The organism is Streptomyces sp. NPDC102462, from assembly GCF_044765425.1.
Taxonomy (GTDB): domain Bacteria; phylum Actinomycetota; class Actinomycetes; order Streptomycetales; family Streptomycetaceae; genus Streptomyces.
On the sequence record NZ_JBIWKB010000011.1, the window covers coordinates 98687 to 116350 of the forward strand.

Annotated in this window: 14 protein-coding genes; 4 read left to right on the plus strand and 10 right to left on the minus strand. The window is 71.2% G+C overall.

The window, feature by feature from the left end:
- Positions 1-4 precede the first annotated feature (4 nt).
- Genes galK through galT form a run of 3 tightly spaced genes read right to left on the minus strand, consistent with a single transcriptional unit; the run spans position 5 to position 3203 of the window.
- Entirely contained in the window at positions 5-1177 is a 1173-nt protein-coding gene (gene galK, locus ACIRFL_RS12710) for a galactokinase (RefSeq protein ID WP_404027160.1), read from the minus strand.
- Positions 1177-2145 carry a UDP-glucose 4-epimerase GalE gene (galE, locus tag ACIRFL_RS12715; RefSeq protein WP_404027162.1) on the minus strand — a complete coding sequence of 323 codons (969 nt, stop codon included), beginning with the start codon at positions 2143-2145 and terminating at the stop codon, positions 1177-1179. The genes galK and galE overlap by 1 nt, the downstream gene beginning before the upstream one ends.
- Positions 2142-3203 (minus strand): galactose-1-phosphate uridylyltransferase, encoded by a 1062-nt coding sequence (galT, locus tag ACIRFL_RS12720; protein ID WP_404027165.1) that lies wholly within the window; start codon positions 3201-3203, stop codon positions 2142-2144. Before galT ends, galE begins: the two co-directional genes overlap by 4 nt.
- Before the next feature lie 178 nt (positions 3204-3381).
- Here galT and ACIRFL_RS12725 point away from each other — a divergent pair, with 178 nt between their 5' ends.
- The 3 genes from ACIRFL_RS12725 to ACIRFL_RS12735 all read left to right on the plus strand — a co-directional run bounded on the left by ACIRFL_RS12725 (position 3382) and on the right by ACIRFL_RS12735 (position 8096).
- Positions 3382-5073 (plus strand): sodium:solute symporter family protein, encoded by a 1692-nt coding sequence (locus tag ACIRFL_RS12725; protein ID WP_404027167.1) that lies wholly within the window; start codon positions 3382-3384, stop codon positions 5071-5073.
- Between the two features lie 29 nt (positions 5074-5102).
- The gene (locus ACIRFL_RS12730) at positions 5103-5453 is read left to right on the plus strand and encodes a hypothetical protein (protein ID WP_404027169.1); all 351 of its coding nucleotides are present in this window, start codon (positions 5103-5105) and stop codon (positions 5451-5453) included.
- Positions 5454-6467: 1014 nt separating this feature from the next.
- Positions 6468-8096, plus strand: a complete 1629-nt coding sequence (locus ACIRFL_RS12735; RefSeq protein ID WP_404027172.1) for an IS200/IS605 family accessory protein TnpB-related protein — start codon at positions 6468-6470, stop codon at positions 8094-8096.
- Here ACIRFL_RS12735 and ACIRFL_RS12740 read toward each other — a convergent pair.
- From ACIRFL_RS12740 to ACIRFL_RS12760, 5 genes are all read right to left on the minus strand, one after another.
- Positions 8093-8761: a LuxR C-terminal-related transcriptional regulator gene (locus ACIRFL_RS12740; protein ID WP_404027175.1), complete on the minus strand. Its 669-nt coding sequence runs from the start codon at positions 8759-8761 to the stop codon at positions 8093-8095. The two genes, ACIRFL_RS12735 and ACIRFL_RS12740, sit on opposite strands and share 4 nt — an antisense overlap.
- A 267-nt stretch (positions 8762-9028) precedes the next feature.
- A complete protein-coding gene (locus ACIRFL_RS12745; protein ID WP_404027177.1) occupies positions 9029-10954 on the minus strand; it encodes a PQQ-binding-like beta-propeller repeat protein in 1926 nt (641 codons plus the stop codon).
- Positions 10951-11073, minus strand: coding sequence for a hypothetical protein (locus ACIRFL_RS12750; RefSeq protein WP_404027180.1), 123 nt, complete (start codon positions 11071-11073; stop codon positions 10951-10953). Before ACIRFL_RS12750 ends, ACIRFL_RS12745 begins: the two co-directional genes overlap by 4 nt.
- On the minus strand, positions 11070-12866 hold the full coding sequence (locus ACIRFL_RS12755) for a PQQ-binding-like beta-propeller repeat protein (protein WP_404027183.1): 1797 nt from the start codon (positions 12864-12866) through the stop codon (positions 11070-11072). Before ACIRFL_RS12755 ends, ACIRFL_RS12750 begins: the two co-directional genes overlap by 4 nt.
- A 292-nt stretch (positions 12867-13158) precedes the next feature.
- Positions 13159-14967, minus strand: coding sequence for an ABC-F family ATP-binding cassette domain-containing protein (locus tag ACIRFL_RS12760; RefSeq protein WP_404027186.1), 1809 nt, complete (start codon positions 14965-14967; stop codon positions 13159-13161).
- Positions 14968-15124: 157 nt separating this feature from the next.
- On the opposite strand from ACIRFL_RS12760, the gene ACIRFL_RS12765 reads away from it, so the two are divergent.
- Positions 15125-15721, plus strand: coding sequence for a Uma2 family endonuclease (locus ACIRFL_RS12765; protein ID WP_404027343.1), 597 nt, complete (start codon positions 15125-15127; stop codon positions 15719-15721).
- A gap of 11 nt (positions 15722-15732) precedes the next feature.
- Here ACIRFL_RS12765 and ACIRFL_RS12770 read toward each other — a convergent pair whose 3' ends face one another.
- Both ACIRFL_RS12770 and rsmA read right to left on the minus strand, forming a co-directional pair.
- Positions 15733-16626 carry a 4-(cytidine 5'-diphospho)-2-C-methyl-D-erythritol kinase gene (locus ACIRFL_RS12770; protein ID WP_404027189.1) on the minus strand — a complete coding sequence of 298 codons (894 nt, stop codon included), beginning with the start codon at positions 16624-16626 and terminating at the stop codon, positions 15733-15735.
- Positions 16623-17489 (minus strand): 16S rRNA (adenine(1518)-N(6)/adenine(1519)-N(6))-dimethyltransferase RsmA, encoded by an 867-nt coding sequence (gene rsmA / locus ACIRFL_RS12775; RefSeq protein WP_404027191.1) that lies wholly within the window; start codon positions 17487-17489, stop codon positions 16623-16625. The genes ACIRFL_RS12770 and rsmA overlap by 4 nt, the downstream gene beginning before the upstream one ends.
- Positions 17490-17664: the final 175 nt, after the last annotated feature.

Here is a 17664-nt window from a genome sequence, read left to right on the forward strand (position 1 = left end):
CGGGTCACACCAGCCGGCGGGCGCCCGCCGCGGGCACCGCCTCGAAGGTGCGCGGTGCCGTGAATCCGGCCGCGGCGAACGCGGCCTCGACCGCCTTGGTGATCGCGTCGGCGTCGCCCGCCTCGGCCAGGACGATCGCCGAGCCGCCGAAGCCGCCGCCGGTCATCCGCGCGCCCAGCGCGCCCGCCTCCAGCGCCGTGTCCACCACGAGGTCCAGTTCGGGGCCGGAGATGCGGAAGTCGTCCCGCAGGGAGGCATGGCCCTCGGTCAGGAGCGGGCCGATGGCGCGGGTGTCACCGGACTCCAGCAGGGACACGACCCGCTCCACCCGGTGGTCCTCGGTGACGACATGGCGGACCAGCCGGCGTACCTCCTCCTCGTCGCCGAGCCGGGCCAGTGCGGCGTCCAGCCCGTCGTAGGGCACGTCCCGCAGCGCGTCCACGCCGAGCAGGGCAGCGCCCTTCTCGCAGCCGGCCCGCCGCTTGCCGTACTCGCCGTCGCTGTGGGCGTGTTTGACCCGGGTGTCGACGACGAGCAGGCGCATGCCCTCGGCGGCCAGGTCGAAGGGGATCTGCCGCTGGGACAGGTCGCGGGTGTCGAGGAACAGGGCGTGGCCCTCGGTGCAGCAGGCGGCGGCGGTCTGGTCCATGATGCCGGTGGGCGCGCCGACGTAGACGTTCTCGGCGCGCTGGCACAGGCGGGCCAACTGCCAGCGCTGAAGGCCGAGTTCGTACAGGTCGTTCAGGGCGAGCGCCACCACGACCTCCAGGGCCGCCGACGACGACAGGCCGGCGCCCGTGGGGACCGTCGAGGCCAGGTGGATGTCGGCGCCGGTCACCGGGTGGCCCGCCTCACGCAGGGCCCAGAACACGCCCGCGGGGTACGCCGTCCAGTTGCGGTCCGACTCCGGGGCCAGCGCGTCGAGCCGGAGTTCCACGACCCCGCCCGCGGTGCCCGCCGTGTCCTTTACGTTCGCCGAGTGCAGCCGCAGCACGCCGTCGGTGCGGCGCGAGACGGCGGCGACGGTCGTGTGCGGCAGCGCGAACGGCATGACGAAGCCGTCGTTGTAGTCGGTGTGCTCGCCGATCAGATTGACCCGACCGGGCGCCGACCAGACGCCGTCCGGTTCGGCTCCGTACAGCGCGACGAAGCCGTCCCGCACCTGCTGTGCCCCCACTAGCGCTCCTCCACGATGCTCTGCGCGAACTCCCATGCGTCCGCGACGATCCCCGCGAGGTCCGCGCGGGACGGGTTCCAGCCCAGTTTCTCGCGCGCCGTGCGCGCCGACGCCACCAGCACCGCCGGGTCGCCGCCGCGGCGCGGCGCGGTGACCTCGGGGACGGGGTGGCCGGTGACCCGGCGGACGGTCTCGATGACCTCGCGCACCGAGAAGCCGTTGCCGTTGCCGAGGTTGCAGATCAGGTGCTCGCCCGGGGTGGCGGCCCCGAGCGCCAGCAGATGGGCCTCGGCCAGGTCGGCGACGTGGATGTAGTCGCGGATGCAGGTGCCGTCCGGGGTCGGGTAGTCGTCGCCGTACACCGAGATGGCGTCGCGCCGGCCCTGGGCGACCTGGAGCACGAGCGGGATCAGGTGCGACTCGGGGTCGTGCCGTTCGCCGTAGGCGCCGTAGGCGCCCGCCACGTTGAAGTAGCGCAGGGACACGGCGCCGAGGCCGTGGGCCGCCGCCTCGCCCGTGATCATGTGGTCGACGGCGAGTTTGGTGGCGCCGTAGGGGTTGGTCGGCTTCGTCGGCGCGCTCTCCGGGATCGGGATCTGCTCCGGCTCGCCGTAGGTGGCCGCCGTGGAGGAGAAGACCAGCGTGCGGACGCCCGTCTCGCGCATGGCGCCGAGCAGCGCCATGGTGCCGCCGACGTTGTTGTCCCAGTACTTCTCGGGCCGCGCCACCGACTCGCCGACCTGGGAGGAGGCGGCGAAGTGCAGGACGCCGTCGTAGGAGGAGTCGAGCCACTTGGCGGCGTCGCGGATGTCCCCCTCGACGAAGGCGGCCCCGGCGGGGACGCCCTCGCGGAAGCCGGTGGAGAGGTTGTCGAGGACGGTGACCTCGTGACCGGCCTCCAGCAGGTGCTGGGCGACCACGCTGCCCACATAGCCCGCGCCGCCGGTGACCAGATACTTGCCGCTCATGAACTCGCTACCTCTCGCAGTCGCCGGGCCGCGCGCTCCGGCGGCACGTCGTTGATGAACACGCTCATGCCCGACTCGGAACCCGCGAGGAACTTCAGCTTGCCCGATGTCCGGCGGATGGTGAAAAGCTCCAGGTGCAGCGCGAAGTCGTCGCGCGTCACACCGTCGAACTCGTCCAGCGTGCCGAACGGGGCCTGGTGCCAGGCCGCGATGTAGGGCGTCGGGGGCTCGCCCTCGCCGAAGATCCGGTCGAAGCGCTTCAAGAGTTCCAGATAGACCTGGGGGAACTCTGTGCGGGCCGGCTCGTCGAGGCCGAGCAGATCGGGGACCCGGCGCTTCGGGTACAGGTGGACCTCGTAGGGCCAGTGCGCCGCGTACGGCACGAACGCCGCCCAGTGTTCACCCTCCAGGACGACCCGCTCGTCGGCGAGTTCACGCTCCAGGACGGCGTCGAAAAGGTTCTCGCCGCCGGTCGCCTCCTTGTGGGTCGCAAGTGAGCGCAGCATCAGTGCGGTGCGCGGGGTGGTGAAGGGGTAGGCGTAGATCTGGCCGTGCGGGTGCCCGAGCGTCACGCCGATCTCCTCGCCGCGGTTCTCGAAGCAGAACACCTGCTCCACGGAGGGCAGATGGGACAGTTCCGAGGTCCGGTCGGTCCATGCCTCCAGGACGAGGCGCGCCTGGTCCTCGCTCAGGTCCGCGAAGGAGGCGTCGTGGTCCGAGGTGAAGCAGACGACCTCGCAGCGGCCGGAGTCCTGGGCCAGCGACGGGAAGCGGTTCTCGAAGACGACGACGTCGTAGGAGGAGTCGGGGATCTCGCTCAGCCGGCCGTCGCGGGTGGGGCACAGCGGGCACTCGTCGGCGGGCGGGTGGTAGGTGCGGCCCTGGCGGTGCGAGGCGATCGCGACGGCGTCGCCGAGCAGCGGGTCGTGGCGGATCTCGGAGGTCGTCACGGTCCGCTCCAGCGGCCGGTGGTCCACCGCGCCGCGCACCGTGTCGTCCCGCAGGTCGTAGTAGATCAGCTCACGACCGTCGGCCAGCCGGGTCGAGGTCTTCTTCACGCCGGACTCCTCTGTGCCCGCACCCAATCATTCAACACAACCAAACATAACAGATCACAAGTCCACATCTCCCCCGACCATCACAATCAAACAAAGAACACCATCAGAACTGTTCAATATCTGAACACAGAGGCGTAGGTTCCGCTACGGACCAGTTCGCGCAACGAAGCGAGTACGCATGTACATCCCCACCCAAAGCCCCACATATCTGGCCGCGGAGCTACGGCTCCCCACCAACTGGCTGGACTACACGATCCTGGCGATCTACTTCGTCGTCGTCCTGGGCATCGGTCTCGCCGCACGGCGCTCGGTCAGAACCAGCCTCGACTTCTTCCTCTCCGGACGCTCGCTGCCCGCCTGGATCACCGGTCTCGCCTTCATCTCCGCCAACCTCGCCGCCACCGAGATCCTCGGCATGGCGGCCAACAGCGCCCAGTACGGCGCCTACACCGTCCACTGGTACTGGATCGGCGCCATCCCGGCCATGGTCTTCCTCGGCCTGGTGATGATGCCCTTCTACTACGGCAGCAAGGTCCGCTCGGTCCCCGAGTTCCTGCTGCTGCGCTTCGACCGGTGGGCGCACCTGCTGAGTTCGGTCCTGTTCGCGTTCGCCGCGATCCTGATCGCCGGCGTGAACCTCTACGCGCTCGCGATCGTCGTCGAGGCGCTGCTGGGCTGGCCGCAGTGGGTGGCCATCGTCGTCGCCGGCTTCTTCGTGCTGGCGTACATCACGCTCGGCGGCCTGTCCTCCGCGATCTACAACGAAGTCCTCCAGTTCTTCGTGATCCTGGCGGCCCTCATCCCGATCACCATCCTCGGCCTGAAGAAGGTCGGCGGCTGGGGCGGGCTGACCGACAAGCTCACCGCGGCCCACGGGGACAACTTCACCACCGCGTGGGGCGGCACCGGCATCGGGCACGGCAACCCGCTCGGCGCCAACTGGCTGACCATCGTGCTCGGCCTCGGTTTCGTGCTGTCCTTCGGCTACTGGACGACCAACTTCGCCGAGGTGCAGCGGGCCCTGTCCGCGAAGAACCTCTCCGCCGCGCAGCGCACCCCGCTGATCGCCGCGTTCCCGAAGATCTTCATCGTCTTCCTGGTGATGATCCCGGGCCTGGTGGCCGCCGCGCTCGTGCCGAACATCGGCACCTCCGCGTCGGGGCTGCAGTACAACGACGCCATTCCCTATCTGATGCAGGAGCTGCTGCCCAACGGCGTGCTCGGCATCGCGGTGACCGGTCTGCTGGCCGCCTTCATGGCCGGTATGGCGGCCAACGTGTCGTCCTTCAACACCGTGTTCACCAACGACATCTGGGCGAAGTACGTGGTCAAGGACCGCGAGGACGCCTACTACGTCCGCTTCGGCCGGCTGATCACGGCGATCGGTGTCCTCGCCTCCGTCGGCACGGCGTTCCTGGCGTCCTCGTTCTCGAACATCATGAGCTACCTCCAGACGCTGTTCTCCTTCTTCAACGTGCCGATGTTCGTCGTGTTCATCGTCGGCATGTTCTGGAAGCGGGCGTCCGCCAAGTCCGGCTTCTGGGGCCTGCTCGCCGGGACCGTGACCGCGATGGTCAACTACTTTGTGATGTACAAGAAGGACATCATCAGCATCCCCTCCGACCAGGGCGCCAACTTCGTCTCCGCGATCGCGGGCTTCGTCGCCGGTGCGGTGGTCATGGTGGCCGTGTCGCTGTTCACCAAGCCGAAGCCGGCCGGGGAGTTGCAGGGGCTGGTCTACGGCACCAGGTCCCCGGGGATGGCCGAGGCCCCCGCCGCCGGTGACGACGCCTGGTACCGCAGGCCGGCCCTGCTGGGCTGGGGCGCGGTGGTGCTGGCCGCCGTCTGCTACATCCCGTTCTCGTTCTGACGGCCGTCCCAAGGGGAGTTTGAACAACCATGACCGAGCACTCCGGGCAGTCCGGACACTCCGAGCACTCCGAGCACTCCGAGCACGACATCCAGCGGGAAGTCACCGAGCTGGAGCAGAAGTCCGCGACCGCCGCCCGCATCTTCGACCTGCGCCGCATCATCGGCGGCCTGTTCATCGTCTACGGCGTCATCGTCACGATCGTCGGCATCACCGACTCGCAGGCCGCCATCGACAAGGCCGAAGGCGTCAACATCAACCTGTGGACCGGCCTGGGCATGCTGATCCTGGGCCTGTTCTTCCTGGCCTGGCTAAGCCTCCGCCCCACCCCACCCCCGCCACCCCCGTCCCCGGCCGACGACACCACCCACCCCGAGTAACCCGCTCCTGGGCACAGCCGAGGACGCACGCGGCGGACGGGGCCGGGGATGCGCGCGGCGGGCACGGCCGGGATGCGCGCGGCGGGCCGGGCCAGGGCGCAGGTGACGGGTGCGGCCGGAGACGAAGGCGGCGGGCGTAGGCGGTGGGCGCGGCCGAAGACGCAGGTGACGGGCGGGGCCGGGACGCATGCGGTGGGCGCTGCAAGGGCCTGGCGAGCGTGCCGGCGACCACCGTCGGCACACGGCAGCCACCGCACGCCGCCCCGACCGACCGCCCCACGGCGCCACCTACGCGTACCGCGCGCTGGTCCGCGTGGCCGCACGCAGCCCCCCGACGACCCGCTCAAGCGGGCCAGACCCAACGGTCCGACGAGCCCGAACGCCAACCACCACACTCCTGGCACGGCCCCACCGGCGACCGCCGCCGTCACGCCTCCGGCGGCGACAGCCAGTGCCACCAGCCCGCAACCGGTGCGCCTCACCGTCACCACCGGCTGAGGGACACACCGAGACCCACGCACGAGCCCCCGCACGGCGGCGACCGACCGCCACCAGGGCAGCCCCTCCGCCGACGACAGCCGAGGCGGACGACGGCCGCCACCACCCCGCCCGCAACCGGTGACCCCGCCGTCACCAACCGGCTGCGGCACACGCCGAGGCCCGCGCATGGCCGCACGGCACGGCGATGGGCGTCCGCCGTCGGGAGCAGCCCTCCGCCGGTGGGAGCCCGAGGTGGACCGCAGTCGGCGTCGGTGGGACGGTTGTTGTCGGCTTCTCAGCCGCCGGCGCCGGATGAGCGGTCGGTGCTGCGGGACAAGACGGCTAGGGGTGGTCGCGAACTGCTGCCGGTTGGCTGTGCATGGGCGTGTTCTGGTGTGTATGAGTGAGTGTCTGGGTTGTGGCGGGTGTGATCGGGTGGGCCAGAACGGAGGTTCCCCTGTCGAATGGGTGACCTTTGCCGGTGGTGGTCGTTGGTGTGGTGAGGGGTTCTTCGGTCGGTGTGAGGGTGAGGGGATGGGTGAGCTGCGGGAGTTGGCGGCGCCGTTCGTGGCACCCGGTCCTTCGGGGGTCGCGGTCCGTGACCGGCTCAAGGGCCTGACGGCCGCGGACGAGGAGGTACTGCGTCTGGTCGGTGACCATCTGAGCATGCTCGCGTCCCAGGATCTGAAGGCCCGGTGCGCGGCCGGTCCGGACCACGACAGCGACCGGTGGGCCGAGCGCAAGCGGGCCCTGACCGGGGAGTCCTCCTCGCGGTGGGCGGGCAGCATCACGAAGGCCAGCCATGATCAGTGGGCGCTGGCCCGGCGTGGACAGCATGCGCACATCCAGAGTCTCGAAGCCGGGGTCAGGACGATCGCGCACCGGCTGTCGCTGCCGGTCGGGGAGAAGGGCGGCAAGCGGGCTCCGGGCGGCTACCGCAGCCGGCGGGAGTGGTTCGCCAAGACCCGGCGTCTGCACGTGCTGGCCGACCGGCTGGAGGCGGCGCGGGCGGACCGGGAGGCCGGTGCCGTACACGTGGTGCGGGGCGGGAAGCGGCTGCTGAACACCCGCCACCACCTCGACGCTGCCCAGCTCACCGAGGACCAGTGGCGGACACGGTGGCAGGCCGCGCGCCGGTTCCTACAGGCCGACGGGGAGTCCGGCAAGCGCTTCGGCAACGAGACGATCCGCATCACGCCCGATGGTGAGGTGTCCCTCAAGCTCCCAGCCCCTCTGGCGTATCTGGCCAACGCCCCGCACGGCCGGTACGTGCTCACCTCCCGGGTGGTGTTCACGCACCGGGGTGAGCAGTGGCGTGACCGTGTCACCGCGAACCGGGCCGTTGCCTACCGCATCCATGAAGACGTGCTGCGCGGGCGCTGGTATGTCACCGCGTCGTGGACGATCCCCCCGGTCAAGACCGTGCCCCTGGCCACGGCCCGCGCGAACGGGATGGCTGGCGTGGACACCAACGCCGATCACCTTGCCGCCTGGCGCCTGGACGCACACGGCAATCCCGTCGGCGGACCCCTCCGGTTCGGCTACGACCTCACGGGCACTGCCGCCCACCGCGACGCCCAGGTCCGCCACGCGCTGATCCGCCTGCTGCACTGGGCCCGACGCCACCACCTTGCGATCGCGGTCGAGGACCTTGACTTCCAGGCGGAGAAGACCCGCGAGAAGCACGGCCGCAACAAGCGGTTCCGCAAGCTGGTCTCCGGCATGCCGGTCAGCAGGCTGCGGGCCCGGCTGGTGTCGATGGCGGCCGGGCTCGGCATCACCATCGTCGCCGTCGACCCGGCCTACACCTCCAAGTGGGGCGCCCGGTACTGGCAGAAACCCCTCACCACCCCAACACGCAGAACGACCCGTCACGACGCAGCCGCCGTGGCGATCGGCAGGCGCGCCCTGGGACACCCGGTCCGGCGACGGACGGCACCGCCCCCTGCTCACCGGAGTGATGAGCAGGGGCATCGGACCGTCCAGGCCGAACCGGTGACCCCGGGGCGTGAGGGACCGCGCCCCCGCATCCCCGGACCACGGACACGATCCGTACGCGCCGGACGCGGAGCGAACGCGCGGAACCAGGACGCCCAACACCGTTCGGGACGCCCGGCTGAGCACGAGTCCTGGCAACAGGACTCACTCCCGCTCAGTCTCTAGGAACGGTTTGCATGGTCCAGTAGGCCGGTTCGGGCTGCCAGGGCCGCTGCTTCCAGGCGGGAGCCCACGCCCAGTTTCATCAGCACCCGCTGGACGTGCGTCCGGGCGGTCGACGGGGCGATGCCCATGCCGGCGGCGATCAGCCGGGTGTCCTCGCCGTCCGCGACCCGGACCAGGACCTCCACCTCGCGCGGGGTGAGCATCTGCAGCAGCCGCCGGCCCTCGTCGTCGGGTTGGGCGGCGGGATTGAGCAGTTCACCGAAGGCGCCCTGGAGCAGTTGCGGAGCGACGGCCGCCTCCCCCGCCCGCGCCTTCATGATCGCCCGTTCCACCCCCTCGATCCGCTCGTCGTGCCGCACGTACCCGGACGCGCCGGACGCGAAGGCCGCGGCGATCCCGCGCGGCGACGGCACGGGCCCGAGGACCACGACCGCGACCTGCGGCCGCTCCCGCTTGATCTTCACCACCGGGTCGAAGGTGCCCGGCTCGGCAGGCGCGGCCGTACCCAGCAGGCACACCTCGGGCGCGCGGCTGATCACGAGGTCGGCCGCGCCCACGGACGGCGCCGCCGCGGCGAGCACCCGGTGCCCGCGCAGCTTCAGCGCCGAGGCCAGCGCCTCGGCCAGCAATCGGTGGTCGTCCACCACCATGAGCCGCACTCCCACAGAGCAACCCCCCAGTCCCCCCCATGGAGCCCCCACTATGGATGCCCACCGGTCCGCGTGGACAGAGGGCCCCCCGGCACCTCGTCCTTCATTGCCCCCGGAAGCTACACGCTTGTTCGACGTTGCGCTGCCCCTAGAGAGGAGAAGTGCCCCGGATCGAAGGAATCTCCTGCCGTCCCGGCATGCGCGGGTGGTGAGCGGTACGCACACGGCCCCGCCCCCCGCGGCGAGCGGGGGACGGGGCCGTGGGGCCGGGCGGGCCGGCGGTCAGCCGGCGGTGCCGAAGGCGACCGCCAGATACTCCTTGCCGTACGCGGTGTTGGTCTTGTGGGCGAACACCGCCGACATGTACAGGCGGCCCTGCGCGTAGCGGATCTCCGCGTAGTCCGGCAGCATGCTGGTCTCCGCGTCGCGCACCGCCTTGGTGGCCGGGTTCTCCAGCAGCTTGGTCTCCTTGAAGGAGTTGCCGTCGATGCTGACGATCTGGCCGCCCTTGTCGTAGGGCGGGCGCTTGTACGCGATCAGGTTGGCGCCGTCCATGCGCAGCGGGGTGATCGTGTAGCCGTCGCCGGCGTCCCCGCGCTGCCCGGTCTGCTTGCCGGTGGCGAGGTCGAACGCGACGATCTCGTTGGTCTTGCTGTACTGGCCGCTGCCGTCGTGCTCCTCGGTCGGCACATACAGCTTGTCGCCGCCGACGACGATCTGCCGGCAGTACTCGATCCGGGAGATGCCGTCGCAGCGTCCGGCGTAGTCGTCGCCCGGCGCCGAGATCCGGGCGCGCAGCTTTCCGGTCTTGTTGTCGATGGAGAAGTAGTCGGAGATGCCGCTGCCGTCTCCGGCGCTGTCGCCGACGTCGGCGGCCACCACCAGCGGGTCGGTGGAGACGATCGCCGCGTACTCGATGCCCGCGGTCATCTTGTACTCGGAGATCACCTTCCCGGACTTCGGGTCGATGGTCTGGATGTGCAGCTGACGGTTGTCGTAGCTGCCGCACTTGCGGACCGCGACCAGTTTGGCGCCGCCGCCGTACCCGGCGTCGTAGCAGGTGTCGGTCGGCTTCGGCTGCCACAGCACCCTGCCGGAGAGGTCGAAGGCGGCGCCCCCGCTGGTGCTGCCGACCGCGACCGTGTTCTGGGCGATCGTGACGTTATCGAAGTTGATCGGCCGGTCACCGGAGTTGACCGTCTTCGTCCAGAGCTTGGTGCCCGCGTCGAGGTCGATCAGCGCGAGTTGGCTGCACCCCTCGCTGGAGCCCTTCTTCGGCATCCGCGGCTGGAAGACGACGGCGGTCTTGTTGTCCGAGGTGATGTGGTCGGTGGCCTCGCACACCGGGCCGGGCAGCTTGACCGTCCACAGCTTGCCGCCCTTGACGGGGTCGTAGCCGACGATCTCGGCGATGCCGCTCTTGGCGTACACCTTGTCGGTGAGCCAGGAGCCGGAGGTGACGACCGTGTCGTCGGTCGTGGGCAGCGGAACCTGGAAGAGGACCTTGGAGGCGGTGTCGGCGGGCGCCTTCTCCTTGCCGCCGGTGCCGGCGCCGCCGGAGCCGCCCTTGTCGTCCTTGCCGCCGGTGCCGCCGCTGGAGTGCGCCGTGTCCTTCTTCGAGGAGTCGTCGCCGGACGACTTCGTGTACACGAGACCGCCGACGACGATCAGCGCGATGGCGACGACCGCCGACACGATGATGATCAGCGGCGCCTTGGACTTCGCCGGACCGCCGGGCGAACCGGGCTGCGGCTGCTGCGGTATGCCCGGCGGGCCCGGATAGCCGTAACCGGGCTGCTGGGCGTACGCGTTGGGCTGGCCGTACGGGTTGGGCTGGCCGTACGGGCCCGGCTGCTGGCCGGGGTAGCCGTAGCCGGGGGGTGTCTGGGGCCCGCCCTGCGGGGGCTGCGGTGCCTGCGGATACCCGTAGCCGGGCGGCGGGGGCGGCGGGGTCTGGGGAGCCTGCGGCGGCTGCTGCGGATGGCCGGGGCCCTGCTCCGGGGCCTTGCCGAAGCCCGGCGGGGTCGCGGGCGGGCCCTGCGTGGCCGGTGGCGTCGGCGGCCCCGCGGGCGGCTGGGGCGCACCGAAGCCACCCGGCGCGGGCTGCGGCTGCGGCTGGCCCGCGGGCTGTTGCGGCGGCGGGCCCTGGGGCGGGCCGAAACCACCCTGCTGGGGCGGCTGGTTGGGCGGGGGCGGCGGCTGGGTCATGACGGGGACACCTCGGAGGAACGCTCGAAGACGGCGACGACGAAGACGACGAAGGAGACGGCGGAAGGAATGCGGTGCGGTCCGGCGCCGCGGTGCGCGCCGGAGACGACCGGGCTCACTTGCCGAAGGCGAGCATCAGCTTCTCCTTCGAGTCGTCGTTGCCGGTGAGCCGGGTGGAGGAGATGTAGAACCTGCCGTCGACCCAGTCGACCGCGCCGTCGAAGAAGCTGTTCTCGATGGTCGCGGTGGACTGCGGGTTCTGCAGCAGCTTGACCGGCTTGTGGGCGGCGCCCGCGGTCGGGATCGACACGACCTGACCGCCCGCGTCGTACGACGGCTGGACGTAGGCGACGAGTTGGCCGCCCTCCACCTTGAGCGGCGCCATCGACTCGTCCGCGGGGGACTTGACGCGCCACTTCTCCTTGCCGTCGGCGAGGCCGATCGCGACGATCTCGTTGGCGCCGCTGGCGGCGTCGGTCGGCAGGTAGAGCGTGTCGGCGTCGGCGGCGACGCCGGTGCAGCCCTGCAGCTCACGCGCGAGGATCGCCCAGCCGCACCGGGGAGCGAACTTCTCGTCGACGGTGACCTCCGAGCGGAAGCCGCCGCTGCCGGTGAAGGTGGAGATGTTCCAGGCCTTCTTGTCCTCGTTGGTCAGGTAGACCACGAGCGGGTCCACGGAGTAGGCGCGCGCGACCTTCCAGCCCTTCTTGACCGGCTGGGTCCACTTGACCTTGCCGGTGGCCGGGTCGAGTTCCTGGATCTCGTCGTGCTCGTTGCTGCCGGTGGCGTCGCAGGAGGCCACGGAGATCAGCCGGCTCGTGCCGCCCGCGAACGCGGTCGGGAAGCAGGCGTTGCCGTACTTGGTCTTGTCGTACAGCTTCCGGCCGCTGTCCATGTCGTACGCCGTGCCGGACTGCGAGCGACCCACCATCAGCGTCTTGCCGCTGAGGGTCAGTTCGATGGTGATGGTGCTGTCGAACAGGGCGCCGTCGGCGACCGTGCCGGTCCAGCCCTTCTTGCCGGTGCCGAGGTCGATCACCTGGAGCCGGTTGCACTTGGCGCGGTCGCTGGAACCGCTCATGTACGCCACGACGACCTTGTCGTCGGCGGTCTTCCGCGGGGTGACCGCGCAGATCTTCTGCGGGAAGGTGATCGGCTCCCAGGAGGGCTTGCCGTCGGCGACGTCGTAGGCGAAGACCTGCTTGTACGCGGCCTTCACCGCCGTCTTGCCGGTGATCCACATGCCGGGCGCGTCGGCGCCGGAACCGGGCGCGTCGGGCGCCGACTTGTACCAGAGCACCCGGGACTCGCCCGCCTGGCGGCCCTCGTTGAGGTCCTCCGGGTCCGAGCCGCCGTTTCCGCTGCCGTCACCGGGGTCGACCGGGTCGCCGGAGCCGGAGGCCGACGGCTTGGCGTCGTCGGACCGCTCGGCGACCGGCTTCTTCCCGCCGTCGTCACCGCTGACCGCGTACACGGTGCCGCCGATGAGGAGCAGCGCCGCCACCGCCCCGCCGACGATCAGCGCGGTCTTCTTCCTCGTGGAGCCGCCGGGCGGCGGGGTGCCGGGCGCGCCGGGGTACTGCGGCTGCTGCGGGTAGCCGTAGCCGGGCTGCTGACCGTAGGGGCCCGGCTGCTGCGGCTGACCGTAGGGGCCCTGCTGCTGTCCGTACGGGCCCGGCTGGGCGTAGGGTCCCGGCTGGGCGTACGGGCCTGGCTGCTGCGGCGGGCCGTACGGACCCGGCGTCTGCGGCGGCTGCGCGGGCGGGGGCGGTGTGCCCGGGGTGCCCTGGGCTGCGCCGAAACCTCCCTGCGCGGGCGGGGTCTCGGGAGCCCCGAATCCTCCGCCCTGCGGCGGTTGTCCCTGCGGTGCTCCGAAACCGCCCTGCGGCGGCTGGTCGGGCGGCTGAGTCATCAGCGCTCTTCCCCCTCGTTCACTGATTTTTAGCCACGCCCTGAGGTTCGCGATGGACCCAAGGTCGTTCTCAGACGGTACTCAGACGGCCCTTTCTATCACCCGGTACCGGACGCGACCCTGGCCGGATCCACCCCTGTTCCCAAGGGAGAACCACCCCGTGATACCCCCGTTACGAGCCTTCACGCCCCCTTCACCTCCGCGCCCCGTAAGGGGCGCGGGGAACTGCGCGACCAGCCACAACGGCGCCGCAGACAACCGACGCCATATCACGGCACAACCAGCGGAGCGCTTACGCGTCGTCCGCCAGTTCCAGCCAGCGCAGCTCCAGTTCCTCGCGTTCGGCCGCCAGGTCCCGCAGCCGGGCGTCGAGTTCGGCCACCTTCGCGAAGTCGGTGGCATGCTCGGCGATCTGCCCGTGCAGCGCGGTCTCCTTCTCCGAGACGCGGTCCAACTGGCGCTCGATCCGCTGGAGTTCCTTCTTCGCGGCCCGCTGGTCGGCGGCGCTGCGCTCCGCCGCCGCGGGCTTCGGCGCCGCGGCGGCGGCCGAGGCGGCCACGGCCTCTTCCATGCGCCGGCGCCGCTCCAGGTACTCGTCGATGCCGCGCGGCAGCATCCGCAGCGTGGCGTCACCGAGCAGCGCGTACACCCGGTCGGTGGTGCGCTCGACGAAGAACCGGTCGTGGGAGATGACGATCATCGAGCCGGGCCAGCCGTCGAGCAGGTCCTCCAGCTGGGTCAGGGTCTCGATGTCGAGGTCGTTGGTGGGCTCGTCCAGGAAGAGGACGTTGGGCTCGTCCATGAGCAGCCGCAGCAGTTGCAGTCGCCGCCGCTCACCGCCCGACAGATCGCCCACCGGCGTCCACTGCTTCTCCTTGGTGAAGCCGAACGTCTCGCACAGTTGCCCCGCGGTCAGCTCGCGCCCCTTGCCGAGGTCGACCCGCTCGCGCACCCGCTGCACGGCCTCCAGGACCCGCCAGGACGGGTCGAGTTCGGCGACCTCCTGGGACAGATAGGCGAGCCTGACCGTCTTGCCGACGGCGACCCGGCCGCTCACGGGCTGTGCCTCGCCGGCGGTGCGCGCCGCGTCCGCCATGGCCCGCAGCAGCGACGTCTTCCCGGCGCCGTTGACCCCGACCAGAGCGATCCGGTCGCCGGGGCCGAGCTGCCAGGTGACGTGCTTGAGCAGCATCTTCGGACCGGCCTGGACGCTCACGTCCTCCAGGTCGAAGACGGTCTTGCCGAGCCGCGAGGAGGCGAACCTCATCAGCTCGCTGCTGTCCCGGGGCGGCGGCACGTCCTTGATCAGCTCGTTGGCGGCCTCCACCCGGAACCGCGGCTTGGAGGTCCTGGCGGGCGCGCCGCGCCGCAGCCAGGCCAGCTCCTTGCGGATCAGGTTCTGCCGCTTGACCTCCTCGGTGGCGGCGATGCGCTCGCGCTCGGCGCGGGCGAAGACATAGTCGGAGTAGCCGCCCTCGTACTCGTAGACCGCGCCGCGCTGCACGTCCCACATCCGGGTGCACACCTGGTCCAGGAACCAGCGGTCGTGGGTCACGCACACCAGCGCCGAACGCCGCTCCCGCAGATGCCCGGCCAGCCAGGCGATGCCCTCCACGTCGAGGTGGTTGGTGGGCTCGTCCAGGACGAGCAGGTCCTGCTGCTCGATGAGCAGCTTGGCCAGCGCGATCCGGCGCCGCTCACCACCGGACAGCGGGCCGATGACGGTGTCCAGGCCCGCCGGGAAGCCCGGCAGGTCGAGGCCGCCGAACAGGCCGGTCAGTACGTCCCTGACCTTGGCGTCGCCCGCCCACTCGTGGTCGGCCATGTCCCCGATGACCTCGTGCCGCACGGTGGCCGCCGGGTCGAGCGAGTCATGCTGCGTGAGCACGCCGAGCCGCAGCCCGCCGGAGTGCGTGATGCGCCCGGTGTCGGCCTCCTCCAGCTTGGCGAGCATCCGGATGAGGGTGGTCTTGCCGTCGCCGTTGCGTCCGACGACCCCGATCCGGTCCCCTTCGGACACGCCGAGCGAGACGCCGTCCAGCAGCGCACGCGTGCCGTACACCTTGCTGACGTTCTCGACATTGACCAGGTTGACGGCCATTTCACTCCTGTGCGCGGGGATCGATCAGCCTTCAAGCGTAGGGCCTGCGGCGGCGGGGGCGGGGCGCGCGGGGTCAGTCACTCTTTGTGATGACGCGATCGGGATCCGGCGGCTACCGTGGAGCACAGGCAGCAGGATCCCGTCCATGGGAGGAACAATGACCGCCGAGTCCGTCGAGCACCACGTCCAGTGGCCGGTGCCGCCGCAGGACGGCTACACCGTGGACGACCTGTTCACGCTGCCTGATCTCCCGCCGCACACCGAGCTGATCGACGGGAGCCTGATCTTCGTGAGTCCGCAGCGCCGCTTCCACGGCAACATGGTCGACTTGCTCGTCTTCGGCCTGCGCAGCAGTGATCTGCCCGCCGAGTTCAGGGTCAGCCGGGAGATGACCGTGGTCCTCGACAAGCGCAACGGCCCCGAACCGGACGTGAGCGTGATCCGGGCTGATGCGATCACCGGGCCGGAACAGACGAGCTACCGAGCCGAGGACGTACTCCTGGCTGTCGAAGTCGTCTCGCCCGATTCCGAGTCCCGTGACCGCACGACCAAGCCGCAGAAGTACGCCGCCGCCGGGATCCCGAACTTCTGGCGCGTCGAGGCGAGCGGGACGAGCGGCAGGCCCGTCATCCACGTCTACGAACTCGACCCGCTCACCAAGGCGTATGTGCACATGGGCATGCACCGTGACCGGATCAAGGTCGACAAGCCCTGCCCCATCGACATCGATCTGACGGCGATCGACGAGCTCTGAGGGGGCCGTTCTCAGAGCACCGTCGCGCCCGCCGCCGGTCCGGAGGCCGTCCGCACCGTCTTGCACGTCCCGGACGACCGCAGTGCTCGCGCCACCCGCTCCGCCGACTCGGGGCCGCGGACCAGGAAAGCGGTGGTCGGGCCCGAACCGGAGACCAGCGCCGTGAGCGCGCCTGCCGCGCGGCCCGCCGCCAGGGTGTCCGCCAGTTCCGGGAAGAGGGACAGGGCCGCGGGCTGGAGATCGTTGGAGATGCCCGCCGCGAGCAGGTCCGGGTCGCCCTTCGCGAGCGCGTCCAACAGGTCAGGGCAGGCCACCGGCTCGGGGATGTCACGGCCCTCGGCGAGCCGGTCGAACTCGCGGAAGACGGCCGGCGTGGACAGGCCACGGTCGGCCATCGCGAACACCCAGTGGAAGGCGCCGCCGACGTCGAGCGCCGTCAGCCGCTCACCGCGCCCGGTGCCAAGGGCCGCCCCGCCCAGCAGGCTGAACGGCACATCGCTGCCCAACTCCGCGCAGATACCGATGAGTTCGGCCTGCGAGGAGCCCGTACCCCACAGCGTGTCGCAGGCCAGCAGCGCGCCCGCCCCGTCCGCGCTGCCGCCCGCCATGCCACCGGCGACCGGGATGTCCTTGGCGATGTGGATGTGCACGGCGGGCTCGATGCCACGGCGCCCGGCGAGCGCGACGGCCGCGCGCGCCGCGAGATTGGTGCCGTCCAGCGGGACCTGATCGGCGTCCGGTCCTGCGCAGGTGACCCGCAGTTCGTCCGCCGGGGCCACGGTGACCTCGTCGTACAGGCCGACCGCGAGGAAGACGTTGGCCAGGTCGTGGAAGCCGTCGGGCCTGGCGGCACCCACGGCGAGCTGGACGTTGACCTTGGCCGGTACGCGTACCGTGACGCTCACTTGCTCTCCTTGTGCTCCGCGATCCGCGCGAACTCCTCCACGGTCAGCGACTCCCCGCGTGCCTGCGGCGAGACACCGGCCGCGACCAGGGCCGCCTCGGCCGCCGCCGCGGAACCGGCCCATCCGGCCAGGGCCGCCCGCAGGGTCTTGCGGCGCTGCGCGAACGCCGCGTCCACGACCGCGAAGACCTCCCGCTTCGACGCCGTGGTCTTGACCGGTTCGGCCCGCCGGACCAGGGAGACCAGCCCGCTGTCCACGTTCGGCGCGGGCCAGAAGACGTTGCGCCCGATGGCCCCGGCCCGTTTCACCTCGGCGTACCAGTTCGCCTTGACGGAGGGGACGCCGTACACCTTCGAACCGGGCGCGGCGGCGAGCCGGTCCGCGACCTCCGACTGCACCATCACCAGGGTCCGCTCGATCCCGGGGAAGGTGTCGAGCATGTGCAGCAGCACGGGCACGGCCACGTTGTACGGCAGGTTCGCGACCAGCGCCGTCGGGGCGGGACCGGGCAGCGCGGTGACGTCCAGGGCGTCGGAGTGGACCAGCGCGAACCGGTCGGCGCGCTCCGGCATCCGCGCGGCGATCGTGGCGGGCAGCGCGGCGGCCAGCACGTCGTCGATCTCGACGGCGGTGACCCGGTCGGCGGCCTCCAGCAGGGCCAGGGTGAGGGAGCCGAGCCCCGGGCCGACCTCGACCACCACGTCGTCCGGGCGGACCCCGGCGGTGCGGACGATACGGCGGACCGTGTTCGCGTCGATCACGAAGTTCTGGCCGCGCTGCTTGGTCGGGCGCACGCCCAGCGCTGCCGCCAGCTCACGGATGTCGGCGGGGCCGAGGAGGGCGTCGGGGGTGGGGCTGCTCACGGCACAAGGGTACGGGCCCGCGACGACCCCCTAGCCCCACCGGCCGGTTGGGCGACCTCCACACGCCCCCACGGCCCGGCGGGCACGGGGTCCGGCGAGACCGCGGTCCACCGGCGCCACGGTCCGTCGAACCCACCCTCCGGCGCGACCGCAGTCCACCGGGGCCGCACTCCAG

Excerpts from the sequence above, each read along its gene's own strand:
- galE (WP_404027162.1), bottom strand. The coding sequence starts at position 2,145 with ATGAGCGGCAAGTATCTGGTCACCGGCGGCGCGGGCTATGTGGGCAGC.
- ACIRFL_RS12725 (WP_404027167.1), top strand. The coding sequence starts at position 3,382 with ATGTACATCCCCACCCAAAGCCCCACATATCTGGCCGCGGAGCTACGG.
- ACIRFL_RS12730 (WP_404027169.1), top strand. The coding sequence starts at position 5,103 with ATGACCGAGCACTCCGGGCAGTCCGGACACTCCGAGCACTCCGAGCAC.
- ACIRFL_RS12735 (WP_404027172.1), top strand. The coding sequence starts at position 6,468 with ATGGGTGAGCTGCGGGAGTTGGCGGCGCCGTTCGTGGCACCCGGTCCT.
- ACIRFL_RS12745 (WP_404027177.1), bottom strand. The coding sequence starts at position 10,954 with ATGACCCAGCCGCCGCCCCCGCCCAACCAGCCGCCCCAGCAGGGTGGT.
- ACIRFL_RS12755 (WP_404027183.1), bottom strand. The coding sequence starts at position 12,866 with ATGACTCAGCCGCCCGACCAGCCGCCGCAGGGCGGTTTCGGAGCACCG.
- ACIRFL_RS12760 (WP_404027186.1), bottom strand. The coding sequence starts at position 14,967 with ATGGCCGTCAACCTGGTCAATGTCGAGAACGTCAGCAAGGTGTACGGC.
- ACIRFL_RS12765 (WP_404027343.1), top strand. The coding sequence starts at position 15,125 with ATGACCGCCGAGTCCGTCGAGCACCACGTCCAGTGGCCGGTGCCGCCG.